14 protein-coding genes are annotated in these 13,173 nt (G+C 46.7%); 2 read left to right on the top strand and 12 right to left on the bottom strand.

Annotation, left to right across the window (positions count from 1 at the left end; all coding sequences use genetic code 11):
- Window positions 1–45 precede the first annotated feature (45 nt).
- From DW739_RS05170 to DW739_RS05105, 11 genes are all read right to left on the bottom strand, one after another.
- Window positions 46–900, bottom strand: coding sequence for a ParB/RepB/Spo0J family partition protein (locus DW739_RS05170; RefSeq protein ID WP_002596257.1), 855 nt, complete (start codon window positions 898–900; stop codon window positions 46–48).
- An 8-nt stretch (window positions 901–908) separates the two neighbouring features.
- Window positions 909–1,874, bottom strand: a complete 966-nt coding sequence (mobV, locus tag DW739_RS05165) for a MobV family relaxase (protein WP_002596256.1) — start codon at window positions 1,872–1,874, stop codon at window positions 909–911.
- 6 nt (window positions 1,875–1,880) lie between these two features.
- Window positions 1,881–2,060 carry a hypothetical protein gene (locus DW739_RS05160; protein ID WP_004613323.1) on the bottom strand — a complete coding sequence of 60 codons (180 nt, stop codon included), beginning with the start codon at window positions 2,058–2,060 and terminating at the stop codon, window positions 1,881–1,883.
- Between the two features lie 330 nt (window positions 2,061–2,390).
- Window positions 2,391–3,422 carry an AAA family ATPase gene (locus tag DW739_RS05150; protein WP_002596255.1) on the bottom strand — a complete coding sequence of 344 codons (1,032 nt, stop codon included), beginning with the start codon at window positions 3,420–3,422 and terminating at the stop codon, window positions 2,391–2,393.
- 155 nt (window positions 3,423–3,577) lie between these two features.
- On the bottom strand, window positions 3,578–4,051 hold the full coding sequence (locus tag DW739_RS05145; RefSeq protein WP_002596254.1) for a sigma-70 family RNA polymerase sigma factor: 474 nt from the start codon (window positions 4,049–4,051) through the stop codon (window positions 3,578–3,580).
- A gap of 76 nt (window positions 4,052–4,127) precedes the next feature.
- Window positions 4,128–4,559 (bottom strand): sigma-70 family RNA polymerase sigma factor, encoded by a 432-nt coding sequence (locus DW739_RS05140; protein WP_002596253.1) that lies wholly within the window; start codon window positions 4,557–4,559, stop codon window positions 4,128–4,130.
- A gap of 95 nt (window positions 4,560–4,654) precedes the next feature.
- Window positions 4,655–5,164, bottom strand: coding sequence for a sigma-70 family RNA polymerase sigma factor (locus tag DW739_RS05135; RefSeq protein WP_002596252.1), 510 nt, complete (start codon window positions 5,162–5,164; stop codon window positions 4,655–4,657).
- A 490-nt stretch (window positions 5,165–5,654) separates the two neighbouring features.
- On the bottom strand, window positions 5,655–5,828 hold the full coding sequence (locus tag DW739_RS05120) for a cysteine-rich KTR domain-containing protein (protein WP_008724758.1): 174 nt from the start codon (window positions 5,826–5,828) through the stop codon (window positions 5,655–5,657).
- 51 nt (window positions 5,829–5,879) lie between these two features.
- Complete coding sequence (gene tet(O), locus DW739_RS05115; RefSeq protein ID WP_002596250.1) at window positions 5,880–7,799, bottom strand: tetracycline resistance ribosomal protection protein Tet(O); 1,920 nt, start codon at window positions 7,797–7,799, stop codon at window positions 5,880–5,882.
- A gap of 366 nt (window positions 7,800–8,165) precedes the next feature.
- On the bottom strand, window positions 8,166–8,540 hold the full coding sequence (locus DW739_RS05110; RefSeq protein ID WP_001129922.1) for a TnpV protein: 375 nt from the start codon (window positions 8,538–8,540) through the stop codon (window positions 8,166–8,168).
- On the bottom strand, window positions 8,480–10,150 hold the full coding sequence (locus tag DW739_RS05105) for a beta-L-arabinofuranosidase domain-containing protein (RefSeq protein ID WP_118742735.1): 1,671 nt from the start codon (window positions 10,148–10,150) through the stop codon (window positions 8,480–8,482). The genes DW739_RS05110 and DW739_RS05105 overlap by 61 nt, the downstream gene beginning before the upstream one ends.
- A 449-nt stretch (window positions 10,151–10,599) precedes the next feature.
- Between DW739_RS05105 and DW739_RS05100 the strand changes: the two genes are divergently transcribed.
- Window positions 10,600–11,517, top strand: a complete 918-nt coding sequence (locus DW739_RS05100; RefSeq protein ID WP_117796802.1) for an AraC family transcriptional regulator — start codon at window positions 10,600–10,602, stop codon at window positions 11,515–11,517.
- Between the two features lie 215 nt (window positions 11,518–11,732).
- Window positions 11,733–11,972 (top strand): helix-turn-helix transcriptional regulator, encoded by a 240-nt coding sequence (locus DW739_RS05095; RefSeq protein ID WP_022359127.1) that lies wholly within the window; start codon window positions 11,733–11,735, stop codon window positions 11,970–11,972.
- Window positions 11,973–12,167: 195 nt separating this feature from the next.
- On the opposite strand, the gene DW739_RS05090 is transcribed toward DW739_RS05095, so the two are convergent.
- A complete protein-coding gene (locus DW739_RS05090; protein WP_118742734.1) occupies window positions 12,168–13,142 on the bottom strand; it encodes a hypothetical protein in 975 nt (324 codons plus the stop codon).
- Window positions 13,143–13,173 lie beyond the last annotated feature (31 nt).

The raw sequence follows: 13,173 nt of genomic DNA, 5'->3' as shown, positions 1-13,173 counted from the left end.
TCTTCATACCTCAATTTTCTGCATTTACCTCCCGAAAAGAGAAGATTAGCGGCTGTCCCTGCCCCGTTTCCTCTGCAATTCACGCTCCAAAAGTTTAATGATGGTTTCCTCCATCTGCTTCGGCGTTGTGTTCTTCGGAAAATACTTTTTCAGCTTGCTTGTGTTGATTTTCAAGGTTTCTTTCTGGTTTCCCTTTTCCTCCGTCATAATTGCAAATATCGTATCCATGTCAAGCCGCCCGCTCTGGCTTAGGCTTTTCATCCGCTGTGCCTGTGAGAGTGAGGGCGTTGCTTCTTCGCTCTCCATCGTGGCAAAGAGGTTTTCCTGCTCGTCTTTCTTCAAAAAGGACAGTTCCACCGCAGGCGTGAGGGCGATTTTCCCCTCGTCCACCATCCGCAAAATCGGCGGTATCAGTTCCGTCAAACGGATAAATCTTTGTACGGTCATCCTGCCTACGCCGAAGCCCTGTGCCACCTTGTCGTCCGTCCGCAACTTCGTCACAACTTGTGACGAGGTTAAGTCTGTGCGGAAACCCTGCCGCTTCATGGCTTCGGATTTCATCTTGTAGGCAAACGCCCGCTCTGATGGCAGGATATTCTCACGCTGTAAATTACTGTCTACAAGGGTGATGATGGCTCGGTCACGGTCTAAGGGCAGGACAAACGCAGGCACGGTATTTATCCCTGCAAGTTCAGACGCACGGACACGCCGCTGCCCTGCAATCACTTCATAGCCGTTCCCGTCCTCTTTCGGGCGTGTGATTATCGGCGTGACAATGCCAAATTCCTTGATGCTTTCCGCTAATTCTGACAGCGTTTCATCCTCTGCCACATGAAACGGATTGTCGGGAAACGGGTACAAGTCTTTGGTCTTTAACACCTTAAAATCCTGTTTCTTCATTCACATATCTACCTTTCTTTCGCTCTGCTTTTATGGTTTTTCTGCAATTCTTCCAACACTTCGGGCGGTATCTTTGAGAGCAGCCGCCCCATCTGCTCGTTGGTTCTCTGCAACTCAAATATCTTCTGGTTCGCTTTCTGCACCTTTAGTTCCTGCTCATACTTTTCATCACGCATACGCCCCGCATAGTCTGATTCCTGCCCGATTTGCTCCTTTAGGCTATTGATATAGGCACTCTGCTTACTGATTTCCTTTGAGAATTTCTCCACGTCTGGGAGCCATGCCGCAATCAGTTCCAGAGCCTTGTCACGCTTCTTCCCTGCATTAAAGGCGTTGATGTCGGACAGTGCAGACACAATTTCCTCATACTGTTTATCAAGCCTGCCGCCCAACTTATAGAGCCATGTGGGGACATGTTTCCGCTTCGTTTCCATTGAGGACTGACCTCTTTCAAGCTGATTCCACCGTGAGGACATCCGCTCATGGTAGGCGGTCTGCCATTCGGACAGGCTCTTTTGATTGCCTAAAATTGTTTTGGCAGACAGCTTATTGTCTGGTGTAATCGGCACAAAACAGAGGTGCATATGCGGCGTTCTCTCGTCCATGTGGACGACTGCGGAGAGGATATTTTTCTCCCCGACACGCTCTGAAATGAAATCCAGAGCCATCGTAAAATACGCTTTCTGTTCTTTGGGCGGCAGGCTGTTCATAAATTCTGGCGAAGCCGTGATAAGCGTTTCCACCATCATCACGCTATCTTTCCTCGTCCTGCACCCTGCTTCGGCTACCATGCGGTTAATCTCTTTCTTGTAGGTGTACCTCGGCGGATTCACAAGATGGTAGTTATCTTTCGAGCGTTCCATATCTATATCTGGATTGCTTTTATAGGCTTCTTTTTTACGCTCGTTGTGGCGTTCGCAAGCCGCAACGCCGCCCGCTTTGCGTTTCTGGAAACGCAGGATTGCATAGGGCATAATTCATCATCTTCCTTTCTTCGGCGGGTAAACTGCCCTTTGGGTGACAGCGGTGACGGCGGTGACAGCAGTTTTGGGATACCCCCTACCGACTGCCTCAACTGTCACCCTTATTCCCTGCATGACGGTCATGTCGATGATGACGGTGTTTTTGGAATACCCCCTCGCAAGAGCCGTCACCGTCATGCTGCCATTCTTTTATCCGAAGCGTGGAGCGTAGGATAAGCAGGGCGTAAGACCTGCCATAAGGGAGTCCAGAGGGAACGTCTGGCACACGACTTTGCAGGGCAAAGTGTAGTGTGTTACACCCTGTAAACGCAGTCGGAAAAATCGGAAGGATTTTTCTGACCGCAGGGGTGGTTTTACACGCCGAAAAGGGCGGGTAAATCCTACGCCTGCACTTTGCGTTTACGGGGTGTTCTCCCGCAGGGATGACAGCGGCAGGGTATCCTAAAATCACTGTCACCGCCGTCACCGCTGTCACCCGCAGGGCAGAGTCGCCAGCTTTACACGGCTTTAAGCGTCAATGACAGTAACAGGGGGTATCCCAATATCGCTGTCACCACCGTCACCGCTGTCACCCGCCCGCTTTGCAAGCGAAATCTGCCTGCCGTGTTTTTTGCGGCTGTACTGATAAACGATATGGTTCTCATTTAAAAATGTGGTGCGGTATTCATTGAGCCATTTCGTAATCACCGTGGGTATGGTTTCCGTTTCCCGCATAGCGGCTAACAGCTCCGTTGCCGTGCCTGCCCATTCTTCCTTATCCCTCATAAAATCCACCAACCGAAAAAGGACGTCTGGTATCGTTTCTTTCGCAAGCTGCTCCTGCGTTTTTCTCTCCACAAGTTCCCAACTGCAATCACGGAAACGCAGCGTGTATTCCTGATAGGGCGTGTCCCTGCCCGTCACATACAGCTTGGCGGTGTCGGATGCCCGTTTCTCCTTTTCCAGAACAAAGGTAGCGTCCGCACTCCCCGTTAAGCCTGTCGTCCCAGACACCTTGTTGAACACATCGCTGTCATTCTGCTTTCGGATGTGGTGTACGACAATGACCGCCAATGAATGCCTGTCGGCAAAGTCTTTGATTAGTGAGATGTCCCCATAGTCGCTTGCGTAGGCATTGTCTTTTGAAGCTGTACGGACTTTCTGCAAAGTGTCAATGACAATAAGCCTGCTGTTTGGGTAATCTTTCAGATAATCTTCAAGCTGCACGATAAGACCGTCTGACAGCTTGCAGCTTGCCACGGCAAAGTGAAGCCGCCTGCTCGCTTCGTTCGTCAATCGGAACAGCCTGTCCTGTATACGGCAGAACGTGTCCTCAAGGCAGAGGTAAAGCACGTCGCCCTCCATTGTCGGCATATCCCACAAGGGAAGTCCCTGCGACACGCATAAACATAGCTTCAGCATGAGCCAGCTCTTTCCTATCTTCTGTGAGCCGCAGAACAGCGACAAGCCTGTGGGGATAAGGCTGTCCACCACAAAGGACGGCTTCTCAAGCGGTTCATAAAGGAGCGTTTCGGCGTTGACTGTCTGTAACTTCTGCATGGCTTTCCTCCTTTCGGGCGGTGTTTTTGTTTTCGTTGCACATAGGCGTTGACCTCCTTAAAAATAGATTTACTCCCACGAAGAAAAAGTGAGAGTATGTAATGCCGCCAATCCCACACAAATAAAAAACAGATTTCTTTTTCGGGCGGTGTCGGTCACGGTTGGAGATACTTCCTCATTTCCGCCTTTACTTTCTCCTTTGCAATCGCAACAGATTTCTGTATTGCCGAAGCGGTGCAATGCTCCATAGCGGCGATTTGGTAAAAATTGAACTCATACTCGTAGTAGAGCAGGAAACGCCGCCTTTGTATCTCTGGCAGTCCGTCAACCGCCTTACAGAGCAGTTCTGCCCGTTCTGCCTCAATCATTTGTTCCTCTATGCTCTTAGGCAGCTTCAACGCCCGCCTGTTCAGCGTTTCGTCCCATACTTCCGAAAACTCCCTGTGCCGCTCGTCCCATTGGAGGAGATTCCTGTTCCTGCGTTCCATCTGCCGAAACTCCATAAAGAACTGTTCCGACACTTCCAACTCGTGGGATTTGCCCTGCCCGTCCTTAAAGCTGATAAAATACCTTGTGCCGCTTTCCGTGGATTCCTCCCGAAGCGTGTACGCCTTAACTCTGTATGCCATCCCGCTTGCCTCCTGCAAAAAATAAGTGAGGGGATTTCCATCCCTCACCCAGTAGCCCGCAGGACGGCAGGCTGTTTTAGACGCTATAAAATTTTCGTAGCTTCTTCCGCAGATGGTCTAACCTCGCATAGATGGCACCAGTCGTCAAATGCACGAGCGGGGCAATCTCCTTTGTGGAATACCCCTGCATTTTCAGCAGGACGATTTTCAAGGTACGCCCGTCCACCGCGACTAATACTTGATAGAGATTTTCGCTCTCAATCTCGTCCAGTAACTCCGCAACCGTACCCACTTCCGTCTGCCGCTCCCTGTCTGCCATGTCCTCAAGGTATTCCGCAATGTCATTCGTCCATCGGTAAAACCGCCTGTTGGAATTGAAGTCTGCCCTGTCCGCAATGCGTATCTGCTCAATGGTCGCTTCATCAACGCCGCACTCACGCAGCAGCTTTTCCTCCGCTTCTTTCCAGATACGCCATTTCCTGTCCTCCCGTCCGTGGTTATATGCCATGCTTCTTTTCCTCCAATCAGAATTGATTGAGAGGGCAGAGAAAAACCCCCTCATTTTCCCAAAGGAAAAAACAAGGGGGCTGAACGCCTTAAATTTTAATTTTCTATTATCTTTCTTAGTTTTCTTAGGATTCTGGCTTTGCGTTTGTTCACAACGCTCTGGGTTATGCCGAACCTCGCCCCGACTTCACGCTCAGAAAGTCCGTCAAAAAAGATTGCCTGTATCAATTCCTGTTCACTATCCGACAGCAAAGGCAGGGCGGCTTTCAGCCTGTCCACCATAACCGCATTGACAACGGTTTCCGCAATGTCTGCCGCTTCATCAGCGATAAAGTCTAAAGGCTTCCCCTCGCTGTCCGTAAATCCATCCAGAGAAAGCAGGCTGTTCTTCGTATCTAATTTTTTCAGATAACGCCACCGTTCCTTATCTCGGTAGAAGTCCGTGTATTGCTCCCTCACGACTTCAAGCAGACAGCCTTGAATGGGGATAAACAGCTTGTCCATATAGGTCTGGTCGGATTCCCTGCGGCGGCAGAAATCCGTATAGGACAGTTCCACATATCTGCCGCTTTCCTTGATATATACCTTTCTCGGTGCGTATTTCACTGTAAGTACCTCCCATCTGAATTTTTGAAATGTTCAAAATCCAGATGGAGAGGTGGCGAACGACACCTAACACCACTAATAGCCCTATGGCACTTTCCAACAAAAATCGACAAAAGAAAAACCGCAAAGGCTCTATGACCTTTACGGTTATGGGAAATATTAATTCTGTTGTATGGAGATTGTACTTCTACATTCAAGGCAGGAAGTGCCGTTGCATAGGCAGAAATTTTTTTAACTGGTTTCCTGCCGTTCTCTGATATGCTATGTATTGATAAATTTTGCTTCGTATGAGCAGATAGATAACTGCCCGAAAAAAGGACATAAAAAAATCCCTCCAAATTTAAAAACAAATTCAGAGGGTAATTTAGGGTATAACAAAATAACCCACCCGAATATCGTTTTTTTTATTTGGTGAGTTTGTTCTTTCAAATACGAAACAAAAAGAGCCGATGATTCGTGAATTGTTCCACAATTTCATCGGCTCTGCGTCTTAAGCGTCTGGCTCTTTGATGACAGTTATCTTCAAGTTGTCAACTTTAATCAATCTTTCTTGTCTGCATTTTGGACAATAAAGGGGATAATTCTCCAAAACAGTGTCCTTCCTAATTTTATTACGGGTTTTGTTCCCACAAACAGGACACAATATCCATTCGCATTTCATCATAATTAGTCTCTAATCCTTTCAAATCTCATTTTATATGACTTTTGCAAGCTGTTAAGCTAACTTGTGGAACATATGCCGAACCTTATCTATACGGCTATTCGGGCGGCGGGGTTGGCAAATAAATTTACCAATAGCTGGCTGGTATCCTTTTAACTCTGTCAAGCAGACTCCCTGCCCATTTGTGAAATAAGTTAAATCGTTCCTGTATTCTTGAATACATCTAGCAGGGATTTCTCCTTTCAGAATGACCTCGTCATTCTTTATCTGAGTACTTACAATATCTGCACAATACCTTGGAGCATCATGATACGCCCGTGAGAGATATTCCTGCGGTGCATAAATTTCAAAGTGGAGATATGGCTCTAATAGTTCTGTCCCTGCTTTTTTTAAAGCCTGCTCCAATACGATAGGGGAAAGCAGCCGAAAGTCTGCGGGGGTACTTACAGGACTATAATACAATCCATATTCAAAACAGATTTTACAGTCTGTCACTTTCCATCCATACAGCCCCTGCTCGCAGCCATAAAGAACCCCCTCCATAACCGCATTTTGGAACGATTGATTTAAATATCCAAGTGAAACTCTGCTTTCATACTGCACTCCGCTTCCAATAGGGAGCGGCTCTATGGACAACCCGACAGAAGCCCAGAAAGGATTTGGCGGGACTTCTATGTGGATGGTATATTCTGCTTTTCTAAGCGGTCTTTCCATATATATAACAGTAGGCTCTTTTATTTCTGCCTCCACATGATATTTTTCCTCAAGGATGGCACAAATGACTTCCATCTGCACTTTCCCCAAAAAAGAAAGTATAATCTCATGCGTTGTAGTATCCACATAATATTTTAAAAGAGGGTCGCCATCTGAAATTTCTGTAAGTGCCCCAAGCAATATTTCCCGCTGTTCAGATTTCTTTACTGCAATCGTTGTTTGGAGCATAGGGAGAGGATTTTCAATAAATTTTCTCTGCGGCAACAGTATTCCGTTCCCCAAAATACTGTTTAGCTGCAAAACATCATTTGGTAAAATTACAATATCACCAGAGCAGGCTGTATCGGATGAATATAATTCACCGTTTGTCGGAACACACATCTCTGTGATTTTTATTTTCTCTTTTTCAGATATTCTAATAACATCCCTCAAATGCAATGTTCCGCTATATATACGCACATAAACAAAACGCCGCCTTTTCTCTGAATATTCAATCTTAAAAACCTGCCCGCATAGTTCAGATTGACCTTCAGGCGTTGATGAATAAAATTTACTGGCAATCACTTCTATAAGCTGCCGAATCCCCAGATTGTTTTTAGCGCTTCCGTGATAAACGGGAAATAACGTTCCGTTTTGGAATCTCCTGTTTTCTTCCTGTTCCAGTTCTGACATTTTAAACGGTTTCCCTGACATATATTTCTCTAATAGTTCATCGTTTCCCATAATTACCGCATCCCACTGTTCCATATCGTCATTGTCCGTTACATTTATATGGGGATGCTGCCCAACCTTTTGCTTCACTATAATTTCCGAAGAAAGCTTTGCTTTCATTTCTCGATATACCATTGGCAAATCAATCCCCTCTTGGTCAATTTTATTGATGAAAAAAATTGTCGGAATCTTCATTGTCTGTAGTGCATGAAACAGTATACGGGTCTGTGCCTGTATGCCATCCTTTGCAGAAACTAATAATACTGCTCCGTCTAATACGGATAAAGAACGGTATACTTCCGCCAAAAAATCCATATGGCCTGGCGTATCTATAATGTTGACTTTTACATCCTCCCACTGAAAAGATGTCACTGCTGTCTGGATAGTGATTCCCCTTTGACGCTCCAAATTCATTGTATCTGTCCTTGTTGTGCCTTCATCTACGCTCCCTAGTTCTGCAATTGCACCACTGGTATACAATAAACTTTCCGTTAATGTTGTCTTTCCTGCGTCAACGTGAGCCAGAATGCCTAAGTTAATTATTTTCATGTGATTTTCCTCCTATCAACACCCAAAAAAGGGCATAAAAATACCCAGTGATAAATACTCCTATCACTGGGTAAATAACTCCAATAGCCCCAAAACACTTATATGTTTTCGGGCATATAAAATTACATGATAAAAGTATTCTTAAACTGGGTACAAAAAACTAAGCCCCATATTAAAAGTGAAACGAGACTGCTACTTTTTGTTCCCACTATCAAATTGACAGTTTATTTAAGAATACCTTGCCGCATATTTATTAACTCCTTGTATAATACTGAATCTAATTATATTCCTTAACCCTTTATTTGTCAAGCTGACAAACTAAAGCAGAAAAAGCGGCAGGATTTCCCCCTGCCACTAATCATCTGTTTATGCAAAAATAATTTCCTTTTCCACAATCTCCCTCGCACAAGCCCTTATGTTATTGAGGCATCCTGTCCATTCTAAGGCGTTTTCTGCCTTTAGCTGTTCCGTTATGCCCTGTGCCTGTTTCATACCCTCTATGAGCCTTTCAAAGCGTTCCTGTGCCTGTCTGTTGATGTCGGCAAGGTAGGCGTTTAGCCTGCCGCTTGTAAGAAGATTGGTGTATGTAACTTTACGGTACTGTTTTAGATAATCTAAATGCCGTTGCCCCCAGATGCCTATTGCCTGTTCTTCTTCGGCGGGTACAGTTAAGCACGGTATCAAATAATCCCCTTGCCTTTCGTATTTGCCGCCCAGTTCCTCAAATAATGATTTTGCCATTGTCTGTTACCTCCACATTCTTTTTTATTTTGAATGTCCGCAAAATCCGTCCTACATCTCTGGATCATCCAGTAGCCCTTGTCTGTCTTGACTGCCCCGGAAACCGGTATGCCATTGACCTTCACCTGCATCTGATGGCACCAGCCCGGATAACGGACTGCCAAAGTAAATTCTGCTCCCGCCTGCTCCGGTTCTACCGTGTAGGTAACGGAGCCGTTCCACGGATATTTCGATGTAAGCGCTATCTTCACGCCGCCCGCTGTTTCAAAGGTAGCCGTTCCCCCGACAAACAGGTGGGAATAGATCGTATCTTCACTTGAAGACCATACATAGGAACCAAGTGAGGTCATCAGACGCGCCAGGTTCGGAGGACAGCATGCACAGTCATACCAGCCGATCCGCTCCGGTGTGTATTCTTCTTCGCCATATGCGTTGGTCGGCATGCCCGGATTGGCTTCAAGCTGATTGATATAAAAGAATTTCGTTCCGTCTAACTGCATGCCGCTGATAGTTCCGTTGTAAATCTCCCGCTCCAGAATATCTGCATACCGCGCGTCCGGATCCGCCTCCAGCATCTGTTTCGCGAAGAAGCAGACCCCCACCGCCGCACACGTTTCCGCGTAAGCGGTGTCATTCGGCAAATCATAATCCACGGTAAATGCCTCGCCGTAATAGGTGGAACCGATTCCACCCGTTATGTACATCCGCCGGTCTACCATGTTGTCCCACATCTTCCGGCAGGCTGCCATCAGCGCCTCATCATGATTCTGCGCTGCCAGGTTTGCCGCCGCCGTCAGAAGATACATACAGCGGACCGCGTGTCCTTCCACCGTATCCTGCTCACGCACCGGCTTGTGATTCTGCATGTAGGACGGCGGCTGCTTGTCCATGTAATCGGTGCGGCTCCAGCTTCTAGCCGCCGCTTCTTTATGGAAGAACTCCGGATCCCGTCCGCGCTCATCGATAAAATATGCCGCCAGCTTCCGGTATCTCTCTTCCCCGGTTGCCTGATAAAGCCGCATCAGCGCCAGCTCGATCTCCTCATGTCCCGGAATGCCGGTTACTTTGCCTGCTTCCCGTCCGAACCGCCGATCGATATGATCGCACAGCTTGCAGCAGATATCTAAAAGCTTCGTCTTTCCCGTCGCCTGATAGTACGCGACGCCTGCCTCCGTCATATGTCCGGCACAGTACATCTCATGGCAGTCCGTCAGGTTCTGCCACTTATGTTCCGGCTCCGCCGCAATGAAATAGGTATCCAGGTAGCCGTCCGGCTGCTGCGCCCGCCCGATCAGGTCGATGATCGCATCGGCACGCGCCTCCAGCTCTGGATTTGCCTCGACGGTCAGTGAGTACGCCACCGCCTCCAGCCATTTCGCCAGATCGCTGTCCTGAAATACACGCCCGTAATACGTTCCTTTCTCATCTCCCGCTGCAATGCGGAAGTTTTTAATCACATGGCTCTTTCGGATTCCGGACACCTCATCGTGAAGCACCCGTTCCTGATACGGAAGCATCGTGTGAATTACCACATTCTGTACCCGCGAAAAGAACGGGTCGTCTATCTTTACCTGTTTCAAATCAATGAAACTTGTCTCCTTTTTTATCATTCACAGAAAACCTCCTGATTTATTATTCACTTATCCGTAAGCGCCTATTAATAATCTGAAAAAGACTTCTTTTTTTGTATGTTTTCTTATAAGTATACCATTCAAATAGTAGAAAAGCGATCTAACACATTTTGCATATTATAGAAAAGAATACGCGTATTTTTATAGAACAAAATCAGCCTGATTTCATTCTTTCTTTTTCTCTGATTTTTCTTTATTTTTCATTCATCCCCTCTTATTTTCCCAAGTAGAGTGTTTTATTTCTGCAAATACAAGGGATTTTCCAAACAGATTCTTGCTGTTTTTCTCTCTATTTGATATAATAAAATTGATATTTTAAATTTGTTTAACAACCTGACAAAGTTGTCCTGTTTTTCGTTTGCTTCTCTGCGGTTCAGACAGGATTCCTGTTACGTGGCTGTTTTTATTTAAACGGGAGTACATACATCATGAATTTTATTAATTTAAACTGTCCGCCCCTTCCTTATTTTATCGTCGGAGGCGGATGTGTTTACCGCCCCGGCGATATCCATGAGCGCCGGACGATCCGAAATGTCTTTGATCTTATCTATGTTCACAGCGGAACTTTATATCTCGAACAGGATCCGTTCCGCGTTGAACTGAATGCCGGGCAGTTTTTTATCATTACCCCCGATACCCCGCACCGCGGCAGCCGCGTCTGCCAGGAAAAGACCACGACGAGCTGGGTGCATTTCTATACCAACGGCAAATACAGCCTGTCCGATGAATTTTACCCGGACAACGTAACCCGGCGCGCCGCGCCGAAATTTTACTATTCGCCGCAGAATTTCATTCTCTCCCTGCCGCGCACCGGCACCGTGCCGGAAGCCAACCGGGAGAAGCTGGAAAAGTACCTGCAGCGGATGAACCTGGTTTCTTTCAGCAAATACACACAGAAAAAGAGCTTTCCGTCCTCCGTGCGGACGCCGTTTGAGCTCCAGAATGATTTCATTGAATTTCTCCAGGTTCTCTATGCGCCGTACTGCTACAGCCGCGAGAAGGAAAGCATCGCCCGGACGCTGCGCGACTATCTGGATGCCCACTACACGGAGGAGATCTCCTTAAACGATCTGGCGCGCCAGTATTCCTACAGCCCGTCCCACTTAATCCGCAGCTTCCACCAGGCATACGGTGCCAGCCCGATGCAGTACCTGAAAAAACTACGCATCGAACACGCCTCCCAGCTTCTCCTCCACTCCGACGCCACGATCCAGTCGGTCGGTGAGATGGTAGGACTGCGGATCCCATCCTATTTTATCCGCGTATTTAAGCAGGAGATCGGCATCACCCCGGCGCAGTACCGGATGTTTTACGCAGAAGAGAATGGGGGGAGTGAGGCGCCTTAGAGGCGATTCACAGCTGATGTTTTTTACTATCTATTTGTTTTCGTAAGAACTGTCATGAGCGTGGCAGTTCTTTTTTTTACACAAACCAGTGAACAGTTTTTTAATGTATCTATCAGTTTCTTTACATCAGCTATTGTTTAAGCCAGTTATCCGCACATTGAAAATCCTTTATATTTAATGTGACACTGTGTGTATACAAAGGAGGAAATTCCGAATTGAAAACTGTCACGATTAAACTTCGCATTCATAAACTTTTGGCTGAAAAGCGTCTGACGAAATACCGTTTTATCGCCATGACCGGGCTTGGCTATAAAAATGCCAGCCGAATTCTGGACAATGAAACTGAATCCATCCGCTTCAGCACCATCGCCCGCATCTGCTCCGCACTGGACTGTACGCCCGGCGATCTATTTGAAGTTCATGAGGAAGAAGATCCTTACGATGGAATGTATTAAACATTCGGAAACAAGTGATTTCATGTGCGGATCGCACGCCAAAAAAGAGCTGTCAACCGACGGTTTGCACCGGCTTTTGTGACAGCTCTTTTTGGTGATCCTATTTTTAAAAACAGAAGCGGTACCGCCTCTGAAAAGACAGTACCGCTTAACCTATCCGAATATTATATATAAGGCGTCCACCAGCAAGATACCTTACCAGTCATCCCGTCCATACTCTTCCCGCTCATCCAGGGCATCATCTACACCATCGGCATATTCTGAATCCCGGCGGTAGCGATCCCAGTCATAATCATCACCTTCCATAACATCATCATATCCTGCATCATACGCTGCATAGGGATTCTGGAGATTCTTTTGCACCGGTGGTATTCCCCTCTGCGCAGGTGTGTTTTTACGACTCCGTTGTTTCAGTTCCCACAAGGGATCCTCTTCTATCCGTTTAAGATATTCCTCATGGCTTCTGGATTCCTCTTCTTCTTTTTTCTTCTGTAATTCTATCAGCTCAGCCCGTTCTCTTTTTTTACGTTCCTCTTCTTCCCGTTTACTTTCTTCTATCTTCTCTGCCCTGTGCTGTTCACAGTATATGCCATCAAAGGCCAGATTGTAACATCCTTCCTCCCAGCACTTATACGGATATAGCAGAACCACGAGAAGTCCACAGCCCATCGCACAGATAAGCAGCGTACAGAGAGTCTGGCGATGCTTTCCAAACCAGTTTTTCATTCCTGCTGCCAGACGGTTTTCTTTTTTCTCTGTTTCCTTCTCAGATTCAGGACTCTCTTCTTTCTTTTTCTTCCGGGACTCCATCCAAAAGGTCAGTTCGGCATCCAGCAAAAACAACGGTATCAGACATGTAAAGGTGCCAACAAACAGCATCAAAGCATTGCCCGAATCTCCATGCACGCTTCTCGCATACTGGTAATGGCACTCTTCGTCATACCAACTATACAGACTCCAGGCATATGCCCCCAGAATGCCGATCAGAACTATCCATTTTATCTGCTTTTCTTTCCGCAGGATTCTCATGACGAGAAGTGCTCCTGCCATCGCAAACAGGAAACCTATCTTTAGATACACCGGTGCCGCCACCAGAGAAATCCAGGCTGTATATACCGGATAAAAGACACCAATAACCACTATCACAATCATCAGAATTCCAGACTCCATAGCTATACCCCCTATTAAGTCCATCTTACCA

It is taken from the genome of Clostridium sp. AM28-20LB, from assembly GCF_003480665.1.
Taxonomy (GTDB): Bacteria; Bacillota; Clostridia; order Lachnospirales; family Lachnospiraceae; genus Otoolea; species Otoolea fessa.
The sequence above is the reverse complement of the archived record's forward strand: the minus strand, read 5'-3'. Positions and strand labels throughout refer to the sequence as shown.